The 17,196-nt window shown below is 66.3% G+C and carries 12 protein-coding genes; 10 read left to right on the top strand and 2 right to left on the bottom strand.

Features of this window, described 5'->3' with window-relative positions:
• Positions 1 to 8: 8 nt before the first annotated feature.
• Positions 9 to 1,202, top strand: a complete 1,194-nt coding sequence (locus tag ACQEVI_RS17855; protein ID WP_432901214.1) for a hypothetical protein — start codon at positions 9 to 11, stop codon at positions 1,200 to 1,202.
• Positions 1,203 to 1,915: 713 nt separating this feature from the next.
• Complete coding sequence (locus ACQEVI_RS17860) at positions 1,916 to 2,638, top strand: class I SAM-dependent methyltransferase (protein ID WP_432901216.1); 723 nt, start codon at positions 1,916 to 1,918, stop codon at positions 2,636 to 2,638.
• 45 nt (positions 2,639 to 2,683) lie between these two features.
• Here ACQEVI_RS17860 and rfbA read toward each other — a convergent pair whose 3' ends face one another.
• Positions 2,684 to 3,553 (bottom strand): glucose-1-phosphate thymidylyltransferase RfbA, encoded by an 870-nt coding sequence (rfbA, locus tag ACQEVI_RS17865; protein ID WP_432901218.1) that lies wholly within the window; start codon positions 3,551 to 3,553, stop codon positions 2,684 to 2,686.
• 131 nt (positions 3,554 to 3,684) lie between these two features.
• Between rfbA and ACQEVI_RS17870 the strand changes: the two genes are divergently transcribed.
• From ACQEVI_RS17870 to ACQEVI_RS17905, 8 genes are all read left to right on the top strand, one after another.
• A complete protein-coding gene (locus ACQEVI_RS17870) occupies positions 3,685 to 3,918 on the top strand; it encodes a hypothetical protein (protein ID WP_432901220.1) in 234 nt (77 codons plus the stop codon).
• Positions 3,919 to 4,157: 239 nt separating this feature from the next.
• On the top strand, positions 4,158 to 6,077 hold the full coding sequence (locus ACQEVI_RS17875; protein ID WP_432901222.1) for a glycosyltransferase family protein: 1,920 nt from the start codon (positions 4,158 to 4,160) through the stop codon (positions 6,075 to 6,077).
• Positions 6,078 to 6,088: 11 nt separating this feature from the next.
• Positions 6,089 to 7,354 carry a UDP-N-acetyl-D-mannosamine dehydrogenase gene (wecC, locus tag ACQEVI_RS17880; protein ID WP_432901224.1) on the top strand — a complete coding sequence of 422 codons (1,266 nt, stop codon included), beginning with the start codon at positions 6,089 to 6,091 and terminating at the stop codon, positions 7,352 to 7,354.
• Between the two features lie 250 nt (positions 7,355 to 7,604).
• On the top strand, positions 7,605 to 8,864 hold the full coding sequence (locus ACQEVI_RS17885; RefSeq protein WP_432901225.1) for a hypothetical protein: 1,260 nt from the start codon (positions 7,605 to 7,607) through the stop codon (positions 8,862 to 8,864).
• A gap of 606 nt (positions 8,865 to 9,470) precedes the next feature.
• A complete protein-coding gene (locus tag ACQEVI_RS17890) occupies positions 9,471 to 10,385 on the top strand; it encodes a hypothetical protein (RefSeq protein ID WP_432901227.1) in 915 nt (304 codons plus the stop codon).
• The gene (locus tag ACQEVI_RS17895) at positions 10,382 to 11,446 is read left to right on the top strand and encodes a glycosyltransferase family 4 protein (RefSeq protein ID WP_432901228.1); all 1,065 of its coding nucleotides are present in this window, start codon (positions 10,382 to 10,384) and stop codon (positions 11,444 to 11,446) included. The genes ACQEVI_RS17890 and ACQEVI_RS17895 overlap by 4 nt, the downstream gene beginning before the upstream one ends.
• A gap of 38 nt (positions 11,447 to 11,484) precedes the next feature.
• Positions 11,485 to 13,200: a glycosyltransferase family 2 protein gene (locus tag ACQEVI_RS17900; protein WP_432901230.1), complete on the top strand. Its 1,716-nt coding sequence runs from the start codon at positions 11,485 to 11,487 to the stop codon at positions 13,198 to 13,200.
• Between the two features lie 404 nt (positions 13,201 to 13,604).
• Positions 13,605 to 14,750 carry a hypothetical protein gene (locus tag ACQEVI_RS17905; protein WP_432901232.1) on the top strand — a complete coding sequence of 382 codons (1,146 nt, stop codon included), beginning with the start codon at positions 13,605 to 13,607 and terminating at the stop codon, positions 14,748 to 14,750.
• A 34-nt stretch (positions 14,751 to 14,784) separates the two neighbouring features.
• On the opposite strand, the gene ACQEVI_RS17910 is transcribed toward ACQEVI_RS17905, so the two are convergent.
• Entirely contained in the window at positions 14,785 to 17,190 is a 2,406-nt protein-coding gene (locus ACQEVI_RS17910; protein WP_432901233.1) for a polysaccharide lyase 8 family protein, read from the bottom strand.
• Positions 17,191 to 17,196 lie beyond the last annotated feature (6 nt).

The following is a 17,196-nucleotide window of genomic DNA, read 5'->3' on the forward strand; positions in this document are numbered from 1 at the left end:
GTGGTGGCGTGTCGGATTCGGCCCGCGGACACAGTGCAGACCTGAACGAACAGGTCAGTGCGGCCCGGCGGCGATTAGGAGAGTCGATCACTGCGGCCGCCCGGCTCACGCCAGAGCGCGTCATGGTGTGGGGCCAATTCGCGGACGCGCCAGCGCGAGCCCTCCAGACCGGCATCTACGGCACATCTGCAGCAGTGGCTGTGCTCGCGTCCCGTAGTCGAGACATGACTAGCACGGTTCGTCTACTCCCCGGAGTAACGAAGCCCTCTGCTGCAGAGTTTGATGTGTCTGACCTGCTAATTACACATAAAGCGAGCGCGATTGTTGGCGCTCTAGGTGCCGCACATTATGACCTGACGCGCGATACAGAAGCTTATCGATGCTTGCTGGCCGGTGTCATTGACGGGCAGGGTTGGGGGCACCATGCGGTACCTGGAGAGCCAGAGGCGCCGAGCGCGCTTGCCACTGCCCAAGCGCTGATCGCACTTGCCAGCGTTCATGACGTGGATGAGACATCGCTGGCGGGGCCAGCGTCCTGGCTCGTTTCCCGTATCCTTGATGACGGTTCACTTAGCATCCTCGAACTGAGCTTTTCGGTGATCGCACTTGCGAGACTTCAGGGGATGGGTATTGGGGTTGAAAGCGCCGATGCGATGCGGCACGGAGCGACTGTGCTGCGGAACTGGTTTCGACGTGAACAATCGAAGTTGATTGCGTACGAAGAAGTTCACTACTGGGTGCCGAAGCCAGGCGAGCAGCGGAACCACCATGTGACATTCCCGGTTCAGGTGATCACCGGAATTGCCTTGCTGCTATCAGGATCGGCTGTGAAGGCGCGGACGCATCTGGATGGCCTTGCTCGTCGATTGTGTCGCGCCGTTGAGACGGATGGCGGGCTTCGATCGTCGCTCACCGAACGAGTCGGTATCGTCGATATCGGCCTCGTGGACCAATTCTTTGTTGAATATCTTGCTCTTGAGTCGTCGTCGGGACCACGTAGGCGCGCCGTCTTCCGGGTGATGCGAGCAGGGCGAACGCACCGCGTTGTCGTATTTCTTGGGCTAGTGACGGTCGCGTTCTGGTCCTGGCGGGTGGCTACAGGCGAGAGTGGTGCTATGTCGGTATCATTCATCGCAAATGTCGCATTCGCTCTCGCTACAGGAGTGCTTGGATCGATGGCCTACTCAAGGTGGGAACGATAACTGGGATCGGATGCGAAGTGCGTTATGGGCCGGACAGGTGTGAACTGTCAGGCGGGTCGGATTTTATGGCTACGGCATTCTTGACCGCCGCCAGAGTGCGTATGAGGACATCGTCGTCTGCCCGGAGCGCCCAGTCCCACTCATACGGCTCCGCCGCTGGCTCGAGGTAGCGTGCCACGACGCTGCGCGCATACTGGGGAAAACGTGTAGCGGCCTCAAGGGGTGCCACGTGCGCGCCGTCGGTGTCCCAATAGAACAGATAGTCGCTGCAGGCGTAGTCCCGGGCGAGCTCAGGCAGTGTGACCGGCCTCATGGATCTGCCATAGTCTGCGCCGATGATCAGCTTCAGTTCATTGTTGTACGGAAGCAAGTGCCAATGGGCATGATCTATACAGGGGCCCGCCATTGAAGCGGTGTTTCCTGAGCCGTGCTCGATCACTGTGCAAGTGCCGAACGTCTGCCGGTACCAGTGTGTGAAGTGGCGTATAATTGCTGGCGCGCTAGATTCGCTGGCGACAAAAGAAGCAAATCCCGTGTGATGCTCTCGTGTCACTAAGAGTAGGTGACCTACTGCCATCGGCGCGCGGTCTGCAACCACGAGCAGTTTTCCGCACGCGGCGACGATGCGATTCGCGAATTGATGGACGGGGGATTGCGGGTCAGTATTGGTAGAGGCGCAGAAATCGCAGTCAAGTATTCGGAGCTGACGGACCATGAGAAACCGCCTTGTCCATGACATGGTGCCACCCTTTGACCCGGCTGAGCCTACGGCCAATAATGGTGAATTGCAAGCGCACGGTGATGTATCAGACGACATCCTCGTGGCGCAGAGCATAAAGTCCTACTACGAAAAATTCGCCCGAGAATACGCCTTCTCGATTCCGGGCAGCGTGACCGGTGGAATGCAGGAATGGCTCGACGTCCTGATCGCCGGAGTGTCGTGCGATGTACCCATATTTGAGATCGGGTCTGGTACGGGTCGCGACGCTTCTTATCTCGAGTCATTGGGATTTGCCGTCCAACGATCGGAGATCGCTGACGCGTTTATCAGAAGATTTGAAGAGCAGGGTATCAGCGCGCTGAAGTTTGACGTTCTGAACGACCGATTTCCTGGGCCGCAACACGTTGTGTTCGCTAACTCAGTGTTCTGTCACATGACGAACGGGCAGTTGCGAAAAGTGTTGGATAGTGTTCACGACGCCCTCGTGCCGGGAGGGAAGCTGGGATTTAACACCAAATCCGCGGCCGTATGTCAGCACGCAATGGTCCAGAGCGATCATTTGCCCGGATCTCGGTACTTTTCGTATTGGCCGGCAAGCGAACTGCGGGTCGAGACGGAAAATGCCGGATTTGAGGTGCTCTGGTGTTCCGAAGGGCCTGCGGTCCTCCGGTCAACCCCTTGGGTCAATCTGGTGCTTCAGAAGCGTCCGGGCTGACGTGCCCGACTTGTCTCGGCTGTTCGATCTGCGAGCGGCCAGGCCTCAGGACTGCTCGTCCAGCAGGCCCAGCAGGTAGCTGCCGTAGCCGGACTTGGTGAGCTTCTCCGCGCGGGCGCGCAGCTCGTCGTCGGACAGGAAGCCACGCCGCCAGGCGACCTCCTCCGGGGCGCCGATCTTCAGGCCCTGCCGTCGTTCGATGGTGCGGACGTAGTCGGAGGCCTCCAGCAGCGAGTCGAACGTCCCGGTGTCGAGCCAGGCGGTGCCACGGGGGAGCACCTCGACCTGGAGCCGCCCCTGGCGCAAATACTCGGCGTTGACGTCGGTGATCTCGTACTCGCCGCGAGCCGACGGCTTCAGCCCTTCGGCGACGGCGACGACGTCGTTGTCGTAGAAGTACAGGCCGGGCACCGCATAGCTGGACTTCGGCCGTACCGGCTTCTCCTCCAGGGACAGCGCCTTGCCGTCGGCGTCGAACTCGACGACGCCGTACGCGGTCGGGTCTGCGACGCGATAGGCGAAGACGGCTCCGCCGTCGATGTCGGCGAAGCGGGTGAGCTGGTGGCCCAGACCGGGGCCGTAGAAGATGTTGTCGCCGAGCACGAGCGCTACCGAGTCGTCGCCGATGAACTCGGCGCCGAGCACGAAGGCCTGTGCGAGCCCGTCCGGTGAGGGCTGCGTCGTGTAGCTGATCGAGACGCCGAACTGCGAGCCGTCGCCGAGGAGCCGCTCGAACTGGTCGGCGTCGTGCGGTGTCGTGATGACCAGGATGTCGCGGATCCCCGCCAGGATCAGGGTGGACAGCGGGTAGTAGATCATCGGCTTGTCGTAGACCGGGACGAGCTGCTTGCTGATGCCCTGGGTGATCGGGTGCAGGCGAGTGCCTGAGCCGCCGGCGAGAATGATTCCGCGCATGTGCCGGATCCTCCCACGCCCGGGTCTCTCGAGGGCCGGCCAACCGGTCTCATACCGGGGTAGGCGAGGGTGAACCGGGGGTGATCTCCCGCCGATATTGATGCGACAGAGGCCGCGCAGCCTGTAGTTACATGGGTATGCATGAAACCCATGGCGGCACAGGCACCCTCACCCGGCCCGAGCCTCCCGACCCCGCGCCAAACCCCGCGCCAAACCCCGCGCGCCGCGCTCGGCGTGGCAAGGGATTCGTCGCGGCAGTCGTAGCCGGCGCCGTGGTGCTCCTCTGCGCCAACGGCGCCGTCGCCTACTTCGGCTACCGGATCTCGCTCGACGAGAAGGCCGGGGGCATCGAGCGCGTCCGCTGACGCCGGATCCTGGCGTGCCAGGATGCCCAGGGAGCGCTCCAAGAGCTGCCCGACAGTTGCCCGGGTGAACCTGGGTGCCGCACGCCCGCTATCGGTGATCTGGGCGGACTTGGCTTGTAGCATGAGGCCACCAATGGCGCATCCTGGGCTTCCGGCACCTTCATCTAGCGCCTGGCAGGGTGCTCTTTCTGGCTTGTTGCATGCAAGCAGCCTCTCAAGCAGACAGGGACATTCTTGCCGTGAAGGATCGCGCGCCGGGCATGGTGGGCAGGCTTCGTCGCGCGCTGTGGCACTTCCGGCACGGAGGACCCGCCCAGCTGCGGACCTATCTCCGTAGGCAGCGGGTGCCGATGGCCGCCCAGACCGGTGGAGCACGACGGACCAAGGACGGTCTGACGTTCGACCCGTGGCCCGCCCGCCCCACGTCCGGCCTGGGGGCCACGGGAGCTGTCGCGCCCGGCCGGCGGGACCTGCGCGTCGGCGTCGTCCTCGACGACTTCTCGCGGCTGGCGTTCGCGCCCGAGTGGAACCAGGTGGCACTGACGCCGGCAACCTGGCGTGACGAGCTCGCCGCGGGCCTGGACCTGCTCTTCGTGGAGTCGGCCTGGAACGGCAACGACGGCGCCTGGCAGTACCACCTGACCGGCACGTCGGCCCCGCGCCCGGCGTTCGTCTCTCTCGTCGAGGCCTGCCGTGCCGCAGGGGTGCCGACGGTCTTCTGGAACAAGGAGGACCCGGTCCACTTCGAGGACTTCCTCGACACCGCCCGGTTGTTCGACCGCGTCTACACGACCGACGTCGACCGCGTGCCCGCCTATGTAGAGGCCCTCGGGCACGAGCGGGTGGGCGTGCTGGAGTTCGCCGCGCAGCCGGAGATCCACAACCCCGTCCGGCTGCACGGCAGAGGTCCGGAACGCGACGTCGCGTTCGCCGGCATGTACTTCGCGCACAAGTACCCCGAGCGACGCGAGCAGATGGATCTGCTTCTCGGTGCCGCGCTGGAAGCGTCGCCAAGGATGGAGCACGGCCTGGAGATCTTCAGCCGGTTCCGCGGCAAGGACCAGAAGTACCAGTTCCCCGCGCCGCTGGACGGTCGCGTCGTCGGCTCGCTGGACTACGACCGCATGCTGACCGCCTACCGCGAGTACAAGGTATTCCTCAACGTGAACTCGGTGGTCGGCTCGCCGTCGATGTGCGCGCGCCGGATCTTCGAGATCACGGCGAGCGGCACGCCGGTCGTCTCCACGCCGAGCGCCGCGGTGGGAGAGTACTTCCCCGCCGACGAGGTCTTCGTGGCGGCCACGCGCGAGCACGCGGCGCACACCATCCGCGCGCTGGTGCGCTCTCCGGAGCTGCGCGACCGGGTAGTGCACAAGGGGCAGCGCCGCATCTGGCGCGAGCACACCTACGCCGCGCGGTCCCAGCGGGTGCTGCACGACGTGGGCCTTGCCGACTCGCCGGCAGTGCCGCGCCCCCGGGTGACGGCCCTGGTCTCGACGAACCGCCCGCACCAGCTCGACCATGTCCTGGCCGCGCTCGGGGCCCAGCAGGGTGTGGACCTCCAGGTCGCCCTGCTGACGCACGGCTTCGAGGCGGACGACGCCGACCTGCGGGCACGCGCGAAGGAAGCCGGCGTCGAGACGCTCGAGCTGCTTTCGGCGCCGTCCGACGTGCCGCTGGGCGCCTGTCTGAACCTGCTGCTGGACGCCGCGGACGGCGACGTCGTGGCCAAGATCGACGACGACGACCTGTACGGCCCGCAGTACCTGTCGGACCAGCTGTACGCCCTGACCTACTCGGGCGCGGACGTGGTCGGCAAGCAGGCGCACTACATGTACCTCGAAGGGCCGGACGCGACGATCATGCGGTTCTCGGACCGTGAGCACCGGTACACCGACCGCGTGATGGGGCCGACGATCGTCGCCGCGCGCGCGGTCGCCACCGACGTGCGCTTCCGCGAGCTGGCTCGCGGCGAGGACACGGCGTTCCTCGAGGACGTCACGACGGCCGGCGGGGTCATCTACTCCGCCGACCGGTTCAACTTCGTCCAGGTGCGGTCCGCCGTCGGCGGGCACTCCTGGGACGTGACAGATGCCGAGCTGCTTGCGAGCGGCGAGGTCAGGCACTACGGGCGTGCGGCGACGCACGTCATCTTCTGAGGCGAGGAAACATGGGGATCAGCACTGTCGGCGTGATCGGGCTGGGGTACATCGGGCTCCCGACCGCGGCGATCCTGGCCGCGCAGGGCGTGGCGGTCACGGGCGTGGACGTCAGCCCGAGCACGGTCGACGCCGTCAACCGGGGTCAGGTGCCCTTCGTGGAGCCGGACCTGGCCGGGTACGTGTCCGAGGCCGTGTCCTCCGGCAAGCTGCGCGCCGCCTTGGCGCCCGTGCCGGCCGAGGCGTACATCGTCGCCGTGCCCACGCCGTTCATCGGTGACCACAAGCCGGACCTGTCGTACATCAAGGCGGCCGCCGAGGCGCTCGCGCCCGTGCTGCGCGGCGGTGAGCTGGTCATCCTCGAGTCGACCTCGCCGCCGGGAACGACGCGGCGCATGGCGGACTGGATCCTCGCCGCACGGCCCGACCTGAGCGTGGACGGCGCTGACGGGCGGCCGGTGGTCTACTTCGCGCACTGCCCGGAGCGTGTGCTGCCGGGCCGGATCATGGTCGAGCTGGTGACCAACGACCGGATCGTGGGCGGGATCACGCCCGAGGCCGCGCTGCGGGCCAGCGAGCTGTACCAGGTGTTCTGCCAGGGCGAGATCCTGCAGACCGACGCCGTGACCGCCGAGACGGCCAAGCTCGTCGAGAACTCGTTCCGCGACGTGAACATCGCCTTCGCCAACGAGCTCTCCCTGGTCGCCGACCGTCTCGGCATCGACGTCTGGGAGCTCATCCGGCTCGCGAACCACCACCCGCGGGTCAACATCCTGCAGCCCGGCCCCGGCGTCGGCGGACACTGCATCGCCGTGGACCCGTGGTTCATCGTCGACGCGGCGCCGGACGAGGCGCGGCTGATCCGGACCGCACGCGAGGTGAACGACAGCAAGCCGCGCTGGGTGCTGCACAAGGTGCTCGACGCGGTCGCGGGGATCGAGAGCCCGGTCGTCGCCGCCTACGGGCTGGCGTTCAAGCCGAACATCGACGACCTGCGCGAGTCGCCGGCGATCGAGATCGTCCGCGACCTGGCGGCGACGTTCCCGCAGGCGACGGTGCTCGTGGTCGAGCCGCACGTCGACACGCTGCCGGCCGAGCTCGAGACGTTCGACAACGTGCGGCTCGTCGAGGCGGAGGAGGCGCTCGAGGTGGGGGACGTCCAGCTGCTGCTCGTGGACCACACGGCGTTCCGTGGGCTGTCGGAGCAGCTCGCGACGAAGCGCCTGGTGGACACACGAGGGATGACGGCGAACCGGCCTCAGGCGCGGGTGGGCTAGCCGGATGGGCGATCGACTGGGTCTCCGGGGGTTGCCGCGCTTGCTGCGGGCTCATATTCGCGGGTTGTTGGTGATTTCGGCAGCGGTATCGGTGCTTTTGCTGCTGTTTGCGGCGCTTCTGCTGCTCGGACTGATCCCTCAGCTGTCCGGCTCGGTAGGGCTCGTCGCGGGCTTTGCCGTGGTTCTCGTTCTGTTCGGGATCTTGGTGATGACCTGCGTCGGGTGGGCGGCTGTCCACCTGGCGCGACGGATGGACCAGATCGAGAGCACGCTGCAGAAGAGCCGGAACGAGCTGCAGAAGAGCCGGAAGGATGCTTCGCGGCATGAGTACATCCAGGAGCAGGCCCTCGGCCGGATCGAGCGCGTGACACGACAGCTCGGCGCGACCACGTCCGGCGCACTGTGGCTCGAGCGACGCGCCCCCGTGGACTCAGCATCTCCGGCACGGCCTTCGTCCGTGCTGTTCGTGACGAGCAACGGTGGCGGGATGGGCCACATCGCCCGCTGCGCCGCCGTCATGCGTCATGGTTCCGGGCGGATCCTCACCCTCTCGACGGCTGCTGATCTTGTCGCCTCGTCGGGTCTGGACGTGCGTTACTTTCCGAGCCAGTCACACAGCAGTCGCGGAGCCGAGCGATGGCACCGACAGTTCATGCGCCGGTTGCTGGAAGAGGTCTCCGAGCTCGAGCCTTCGACGATCGTGTTCGACGGGACGTGGGTGTACCCGGCGCTCACCGATGTCGCCGAGCTGGCAGACATCCCGCTGGTGTGGCTACGCCGAGGGCTGTGGCGACAGGGTGTGGACCTGACCCAGGTCGAGAGCTGGAGCGAGCACGTGACGAGCGTTGTCACGCCACGTGACGTCGCCGAGGACGAGCTGTCAGCGCCGACGTCGTTCCGTGACGCCGCCTGGTGCGACCCCATCTCTCTCGCCTCCGACGGGCGGTTCGAGCGGGGTGAGGCCCTGGAACGTCTCGGGCTCGATCCCGGCAGGGAGCACGCCCTCGTTCAGGTGTCCGGCGGCAACGGCTCCGGAGAGGCCATGGGACGCGCTCTCGATGCGGTCCGCGACAGCGCGCGAGACGTGACTCCTGTCGTCGTCAGGTCGCCGCTCATGACTGCGGCCGTGCCCGCGGGAGCGAAGGCGATCGACGCGCGGTTCCCGCTCGTGGACTTCTCGGCCGCATGGTCGTTCACCATCACGGGCGCTGGCTACAACTCGGTCCACGAGAACCTCCACACGTCGACCCCTGGGATCTACCTTCCCAGCGCGACGACGTTGACGGACGACCAGGTCGCCCGGGCGCGGGCGATGCACGACGGCGGATGGGGAGTTCTCGCTGACGGAGCTGCCGGGCTCCCCGATGCGGTGCGGGAGCTCGTGGATGCGGAGCGCCGCGCCGAGATCACGCAGGCGATACGCCGGCGAGCGACGCCGAACGGCGCCCGCCAGGCCAGCGATTACATCGAAGCGATCGATCGTGACACGCAGGAAAATTCATGGGTGTGACCCACTAGTCTTTGTGGCTCGTGCCCGGAGCAACTCGTCAGGAAGAATCCAGTGAAGACTTTCGAACGTCTCGGGCTCCGAGACATGTTCGGCGTAGAGGTTGCACATGGGATGCAGCTGCGGTTGAACGGTGACGGGGTTGAAGTAGCTGTGGGTGGTTTCGGCGACCTGCTCGGTCTCTCGGTGGTCGAGCTCGTCCTGGCCGGCGCCGGCCGGTCGAGTGCGACCGGCGCGATGGGGTCGAAGCGGCTTCTCGGTGCGGGTTCACGCCTTGCCCTCGCCTCCTCGGGTAGCACCGTGTGGGGAGCTGGGGTGGCTCGGAGCGACCTCGGCGACGGTGAGCATGCTGCAGAGCTCGACATCAGGGCCGTCCGCGGGCCGTGGAGTGCTGCCGAGCTGGTCTTGCGCGGCCAGAGCGTCCCTGAGACGTACGGCGACCCGATCCTGCTCCTCGGTCGGCTGCTCCCTGAGGTCCCTCGCGTTCCTGGTTCCGTAGGGCTCAAGATCTTCTGCTACGGCGTAGAGGATGCCGACACCAGCGAGCTCCTGGAGCAGGCTGCCTCCAGCGGGTTCGTCGCGCTGGGGCCGACCACCCCGCACTGGCAGATGCTGAGCGCCATCGCTCATGCGCAGTTCGTGGTCAGTACCACCGTGCCGGGGATCGCGGTTGCCGATGCCTATGGTGTGCCGGCGCGGTTCGTCGGACGCGCCAACGATGGCGGCGTCGACTTCGAGCTGCTCGACTACCTGATCGGGACCGGGCGCCCCCGAACCGCCATCGCTGACGATGTGGACTCGGCCGTGGCGCTCGGGGGCCATGAGGCGCCGAACCTTGACCTGGAAGAGCTGCTTGCGGCGTTCCCCTGGGACCTGTGGACGGCAACGACGCAGCCTCTTCCCACGAGCCGGCCGTTCTCGCCCTCCCAGCTCGCCGTCGATCTGTGGCGCAGTCGTGTCTCCGGTGGCGCCGACGTCGTCGAGCTCTCGCGGGACTTCGCAGACCTGGCCGAAGGCGCGTTGGACGCACGTGACCCATCCACCGCCACGGCTCAGACCCTTCGGGACGTGCGGTCCCTGGTACTGCCCGATGTACCCAGACCGGATTTCACGGAACGGGTGCGAGACCTGGTGCTGGCGATCGACGGGAACGCCGACGTCTCAGCCCTTGCCGCCATGGTGGGCGCGGGCGGGCCGACGGAATCAGCCCGGCTGCTGGCTTGGCGGGAGCTTGGCGACACGTCTCTCGTGACCCTTGAGGTCTCCCTGATCCGGGCGGTCGGGTCGGCGACCGAGGCGGTCCTGGAAGTCGGAGGTACGTCCGTCGTGGTCGAACCGATCCTTCTCTTCGCGGTCAATCATGGCCAGACGGTTCTCGAGCTCAACATCTTGCTCACGCATGCCGACCTGGGCATGACCGACGAGGTCCTGCTCCGAATTCTCGACGAAGACGGCGAACGTGTGATCGCTGTCAGCACCGACGCCCTGAGACAGGGCAACGAGGAACGAATGGTGAACGCATGAGCCGCAAGGCCGTGGCCTTTCCCGGCTGGTCGTCGAACCCGTACATCAATCAGCTCTACCTTGCGCCGCGATCCGCCGGGTGGGAGGTTTCGACGCCGAGGAGCGTGCTCGAGCTCCAGTCCGCGGCGCGTGGCCTGGGGCACGGCGACGTCCTCCACGTCCATTGGCTCGCACCGGTCTTCACCGAAGCCGTTGGCGACGACGAGGGCAGGCTGTGTGCGGAGGCCTTCTGTGACCTCCTCGACGTGTTGCTGTCCAGTGGGGTGCGGCTCTTCTGGACGGTGCACAACGTCGTGTCGCACGATTCGTCGATGTACGAGCACGAGGTAGCTGTCTCGGCCTTCCTGGCCGAGCGCGCGGAGATCGTGTTCGTGCTGAACGAGGCGACGGTGTCAGTGACGGCGCCTCACTACGCCATCCCGCCGGAGAAGTGCAGGCTGCTCGAGCACTCGTCCTACCTCGGCGTCTATCCGGATGCGATCACGCGCGATGCCGCGCGGACAGCCCTTGAGATCGCCCCGGATGCCCGGGTGGTGGGCTTCGTCGGTCAGGCACGGCCCTACAAGGGCATCTCCACTCTGCTGGACGCCGCTGACGAGCTCGCCGAGCTCGGCGAGCCCGTGACGGTCCTCATCGCCGGGAAGACGCCGGCCGAGGAGGTCGATGAGCTGCGCAACGCGATCGCACGATGTGCGGCCGACGTCCGGTGGAGCCCGGGGTTCGTCCCCGACGACGAGCTGCAGACGTGGTTCCGTGCGAGCGATGTCGTAGCTCTGCCCTATGCGCGCGTCCTCAACTCGGGAAGTGCCTATCTGGCGGCGACGTTCGGTACTCCATGTGTGCTGCCCGATGAACCGCAGTTCCGCAGGTTGTTCGGCAGCGAACCGTGGGTGGCATTGTTCGACCGGGAGCATGGCCCTGCCGGCCTTGCGAAAGCTCTACTGACGCAGATCCCGCAGGAGGTCGGTGCTGCCGCAGCGGCCATGAGCTTCGCACGGGCGCGGACGCCGTTCGACATGTCCCGTGAGTACCTCGAGATCATGACGGGTCAGCACCGATGAGTACATTGACGGCTGGACCCTGTCCGGAGGAAGCAGCAGTGTCAGACAACGAGACCAGCGCACCGGACGTCAGTGTCGTCCTTCCCGCCCATGATGTCGCTCCCTGGATCGAAGAGTGCTTGCGCAGCATCCTCGGCGAGGAACGGATCCGCCTCGAGGTCATCGTCATCGATGACCATTCCTCCGACGAGACCTACGAGCGGGCGGCAGGGATCGCTGCCACCGACTCGAGGGTTCGTGTGGTCGCGGCGGAAGGTCGTGGCGGCGGCCAAGCGCGGAACCAGGGAGCCCGGCTTGCCCGCGGGGCATACCTCATGTTCTGCGACGCCGACGACCTGGTCGCACCGGATGGAATTCTTCGGATGTTCCAGGCAGCGCGCCTGACCCGTGCCGAGATGGTGGTGGCGAACTTCCTCAAGTTCTCCGCGTCGTACACGTGGAGTCCCACCGCGCGCTGGAAGCTCTTCAACGAGCGTCGTGAGAACGTGACGCTGCTCGAGGTTCCTGACCTGATCCGGAACCGTGCCTGCTGGAACAGGCTGCTGGCGCGGGAGTTCTGGGAGCGAGAAGCGATCCGTTTTCCCACTGTTCCGCGATCCAACGACATCGTGCCGATGACGCTTGCCCTCACGGGCGCCCGCAACATCACGATCCTTCCGGACGTCGTCTACCTCTACCGTGAGCGGCCCGGAACCGGCTCGATGACGTCGCAGGCCGGATCCACCGTTGGCTCGATCAGCTACCTCAGCGAGGAGCGGAAGTGCAAAGCACTCATCGATGCTCAGGGGGACGAGACACTCAACGCGGTGTACTGGGGGATGCTGCTGGACTCGGACACCTGGGTTCAAGCAGAGCGATACATCACGTACCTGGCCGAAGGTGGCGAGCCCTCGTCCGAGGTCGAAAGTCTCATCGCGGAGTTCATCTCCTCCCGGCGGGACCGGAGCTGGGATCGCATCAGGGCTGAGAAACAGGGTGTGCTGTCTCTCGTCGCCGGTGGGCACCGACACGACGCGGTCTCTCTGCTGAGCGGATTCCGTCAGCGGCCCGACCTGGTCTCCCCGGACTACCTCGAGCGCCACCTGGAAGTCCTTGCGAAATTGATCGCCCTGGATGACGTCAGTGGTGATGCGATGTCCGAGCTGTACACCGAGCTGCTACTCGTCCCGCTCGATGCGGCGAGCCCCAGGGGTGAGGAGATAGCAGACCTGGCCGGCAGGGTGCGCGAGGTGTTCGCCAACGTTCGGCCGGCCATTACCCGCAAGCCGCCGTCCGAGAAGCTCGCCGAGCTGCACGCCGTCCTTCTTGACGGCGACAGCAGTGCGCTCGTGCGGGCTGCCGTCGAACGATCCACGGCGTCACCTGTGGTCAAGGGTGTGGCGGTCCAGGGCGGGGTGGCGACGATCGTCATAGAGGCCCCGCCAGCGGGCGCCGAGGTGACGGGTGCCCGCGCTGAGCATGCCCAGGCCGGGCGCAGCGTGACGGTGAGTGTCTCGGAGAAGGCCACGGGGGTGCACACGATTCAGCTCGCGTCGTCCCGTGTGGCCGACGAGGGGCCCTGGCACGTCTGGGTGTCCATCGAGACCGACGGGACCGTCGTCGACCGGCAGCTCTTCCTGGACGGTCCGCATCTGGTTCCTCCCGCCGGCAGGACCGACTCGTTCCGGGTGCGCCGTCCCACGACGCGCCAACCGTTGACCGTGGTCCGTCTTGGATCCGTCGTACGGAGGGCCGTGCGACTGGTCACCGGGTGAGGCTGGCGCCTGCAGGCGCGATACGAGATCAGGTGTCGCTGGTCGTGCCCTGTGACGAACGCGAGCTCGAGATGGTTGGGCTTCTCGCACGAAGCCTTCGCAAGTACCTCGACCGGGAACTCTTCTCGGAGATCGTGTTCGTCGAGCGAACGGTCGATCAGCCGGACTTCCGCAGCCGGTTGCGGGCCCGAGTCACGAAGGAGCTCGGGGAGCTCCAAGGGCGAGCTCGCTTCGTCTCCGACCTTGGGCTCGAGCTGCTGCGTCAGCAGGTGTCCAACCCCCACTACCTGGTGCTGGACATGCACACCCAGGTGATCGCTCCGCTGGGCCGCGATGCGCTCGCGCAGGACGGCCGTCCGTTCTCCGAGCACACCGACCTAGCTGGAGCGATCACCATCCCGGGTGTGACGGTGTTCGCCGAGGACGACGAGGACGAGGAGCACGTGCCGGCGGCGGTAGCGGCGGCGCGAGACTCCGGCATGACCGCCGTAGGGATCTCCGCGAGCCGGCTCGGCAGGCTCAGCCCTGCGGGGGCAGAGGCCTTGGCGACCCTGTGGAGCGAGGTGGGCCTCGTCGAGTCGGTCTCGGAGGGCGTGAGCCTCATCGGTCGGCGGGCGGCCTTGACCTTCCCCCGAGGCGACACGAGGCTGCCGGACGTGCTTGTGGGGCACGGAGATCGTCTCTCGATCGACGCGGGCACCAACAGGGTGCTCGATCAGCATCGTGGGAAGGTCACCCTCGACGGGGGCGGGGTCGACCGCTGGAGGCGGGCCTTCGACATCCGTGATGCCTACTGCCGGGTGCGCGGGATCGACTACGGCGTGCTGATCGCTCCGGACACCTTCTCCGTCCACGCGGAGGACTTCAGTGCGTTCGGTGACGACTCGGACGATCGGCCGGTCAGGAAGATCCTCGCGTCGCCGCCCGATACCGCTCGTCTGGTCTATCCGCTGGCAGCGCTTCGACGTTCCCGCGAACGAGGGATCGTGTGCGACACCGTCGACTCTCACTGGTCCGGATTCGGCGCCTACATTGCGTACGGTGAACTGCAGGAGGCGATGCCGCGCCACCTCGGCAGGATTCCCGAAGCAGAGGTTGACGTCGTGCATCGACTCGGGACCGGCGACCTGGGCGACAAGTTCGCCACCGCACTGATCGGTGAACACACCGAGTGCTTCGTTCGTTCTCCCCGTTCTCGAAGGGTTTGGACCAACGGGGTGAAGAACCGAGGCAACATGGGTCTCTGGGTGAGTAACCGTCAAGACCTGCCGCGGGGAGTCCTGTTCGTCGACTCCTACGGATGGAAGCTGCAGCGTTTTCTTGCCGAGTCGTTCAGCTCGATGTTCGTCATTCACTCTCCGCACTTCGAGTGGGAAGTGGTGGAGAAGTACCGTCCTGACGTTGTCGTCAGCCTCATGGCCGAGAGGTTCCTGATCAGGCCACCGGACGACCACCCTGCCGAGTCGGCGGTGGTCACGGCCGCCAGGAAGGAGCTGGGCTCACGCCTGCCCTCGCTGGTCGAGGTGATCACGGGTTCGGTCGAGGGATGACGGCCTGCCCCAGCTGCTGCTGGTGACTTGATCGTCAGACCTCGAACGTCACCTTGACGGTCGAGCCGGGAGCGGTCCGGTTCAGGTCCACCGCGAGCGTGAGGTCTGGCCCGGTCGACTCGACGGTCGCGTACGGACCTGCCTGGACGGTCACAGCAGTCTGTCCCGTCAACGTCAGCCGTAGGGGCCGATCGAGTGACTGCGTCGGGTCGGCGACCGCGATCGTCCGTGTCCGTCCGGACGAGATGACCACGACGGAGGCTGGGGAATCGCAGGTGATCCCGGCCTCGACAGACGTCCCGGCGGTCCAGAAGTTCGCTGCTGTGGCGTCCTTCCTCCGAACGGCATGCACCTGGTCCGTCGAGGTGAGGACCTGGACCTCGGGCGCGGCCGCGTAACGCTGCACATCCTCCAGGCCCTGGCCAGGGAGGAGGACGAAGAAGTAGCTCGACCCCTGCGGTGCAGCGCCGTGGCTCACGGAGATCGTGGCGTACTCGTTCTCGTGCTCCGTCTCGTCGCGGTGGGCTGGATGGGGGTTCGCATCTGCCCATCGACCGGACCGCCTCTCCCGTTGTGCGGTGAGCAGCGGGCCGTTTGGGAAGACATACCCGATACCTGCCTGGCCCGGGGGCCCGCTGAGATACGCCCACCGCGCATCCGGGACCCGCATGAGTGAACCGCTGCCGATCTCGGTCGCACTGACGGTCAGCTTCTGGGTGGTCGGGTCCGCGATCCTTCGGTTCTCCACGATCGTCTCGACCCGTTGGCCTGACCAGGATCTGATCCCGGTCCCGAGCATGGCGACCTCGTTGCCGAAGAAGAACCAGGACTTCCGGCCGGCAACTGCGCGCTGCGCATCCGTCGCGGGAATCCTGAGGTTCATTCCGACGGCTCCGGTGCTGCCGTGAGAAGCTCCGCCGGCCCAGTAGGCCTCGCTCACGTCCCCCGCCCGGGCCCGGTTCTCGGGTATCCCTTCGGGCACGGTCGACCCCGGTAGGCGGGTCATGTCGACCGTCGGCCAGAAGCTCTCGTCGAACTCCGAGCCGGTGAGGTACAGGTAGTGCGCGCCGCAGCTCGTGTACCAGCCGTGCCTGTTCTCACCGTTGGAGGCGTCGTAAGCCGTTGTCCGGCCGGACGACAGGGCGACAGCGAGGGTGAAGTCGGTAGTCCGATGGACGATTCGGTCCATCTGAGCGAAGATCGTCGTCCCGCCCTCCGGCGGTCGTGCGGCGGCACCGGCATCGAGCAGCTGCTGCATGCGTCCGGACGCTGCGAGGCCCTCACCTCCGTCGAGGTAGGCAGCCGGATTGCTGTCCAGCATGTACCGGGCGACGCTTTCGAACCTGGCTCTGCGTTCGGCGTCCACCAGTGGCGCGAGCAGGAGGAGGGCCTGCGTAGCCTGAATACCTGCAGAGAGGTCGGTCGCTCCCGGACGAGCTATCGTCCTTCCGCGAACCGGCGCCAGGAGTGCACCTCGGTGCAGCCAGGGAACCAACCCCGATTCCGTCCAGTCCAGCACGTCTGCGATCTCGGCCTGGGTGAACTGCCAGGGCGACTGATGGAAGAGGGAGATCAGGCTTGCTGTGGATGCGACGAGGGAGACGCCGTAAGCGCCCGTGTAGGCGTGCTGATGGTGGAGGAATGATCCGTCTTGTCGCATGCCGTCACCGTCGACGACGTAACGCAGGGCTGGAAGCGCCTGCGTGCGTGCACTGGCCAGCTTCTCGGGATCCTCGCCAAGGATCGAGCGCTCTGCGACGACCCTGGCGCTCCAGACCCGGTTCGTTCCCTTGCCGGCAGGCGACGGGCAGAACTTGTCGACGGCGGTCATGAAGCGATCGAGGCGTTGTGCACCGAGGTCGTCGAAGAGCAGGAGGGACGTCGCGGTCAGCTGGATCGGTATCCCGATCTGCCACTCCCACCAGTTGCCCTCGGTGTTGAGCGAGCTGTTGTAGTGGTGTGCATGGAGCTGGTCCAGCGCGGCGACAAGGTCTGTCCTGACGCCGGCATCCGCTTCGAGGCTTGAGCCACGTGTCGCGTACGCGGCGGCGATCGATCGAAGCCGTGCATAGCTCGACCGAACGTTCACGAGCCGTTGTTCCGTCGTGCCGCCCAATGGAAGATCTGACCAGAGGGCCTCGCCCGTATCGGTCAGCCGTAGGCCGCCGAAGGCCCTCTCGGCCTGCTCTGTCGTGCGGGACAGGGCTTCCGCGGCCTCCGGGAACTGGGAGCCCATGAACGTGTCACCCGTGATGTGCTCACGCCAGCGCCTACGCATGAGGGCGAAGGTCCCGGAAGGCTCGATCAGGTCCAGGAGCGCAGGTCCGCCGGCAGCCACCAATACTGCGCCGGCCGCGCCGAGGATGCCGACTCGAATGGCCTGCCGTCGCGTGAGCCCGAACACCTGGCGGCCCGCTGGTTGCCTGGCGATGTCTTGCACGAGGGG

The organism is Promicromonospora sp. CA-289599, from assembly GCF_050936155.1.
Classification (GTDB): Bacteria; Actinomycetota; Actinomycetes; order Actinomycetales; family Cellulomonadaceae; genus Promicromonospora.

Coding starts and splice junctions, on each gene's coding strand:
- rfbA (WP_432901218.1), bottom strand. CDS start 3,553: ATGCGCGGAATCATTCTCGCCGGCGGCTCAGGCACTCGCCTGCACCCG.
- ACQEVI_RS17870 (WP_432901220.1), top strand. CDS start 3,685: ATGGGTATGCATGAAACCCATGGCGGCACAGGCACCCTCACCCGGCCC.
- ACQEVI_RS17895 (WP_432901228.1), top strand. CDS start 10,382: ATGAGCCGCAAGGCCGTGGCCTTTCCCGGCTGGTCGTCGAACCCGTAC.
- ACQEVI_RS17885 (WP_432901225.1), top strand. CDS start 7,605: ATGGACCAGATCGAGAGCACGCTGCAGAAGAGCCGGAACGAGCTGCAG.
- ACQEVI_RS17860 (WP_432901216.1), top strand. CDS start 1,916: ATGAGAAACCGCCTTGTCCATGACATGGTGCCACCCTTTGACCCGGCT.
- ACQEVI_RS17890 (WP_432901227.1), top strand. CDS start 9,471: ATGCTGAGCGCCATCGCTCATGCGCAGTTCGTGGTCAGTACCACCGTG.
- wecC (WP_432901224.1), top strand. CDS start 6,089: ATGGGGATCAGCACTGTCGGCGTGATCGGGCTGGGGTACATCGGGCTC.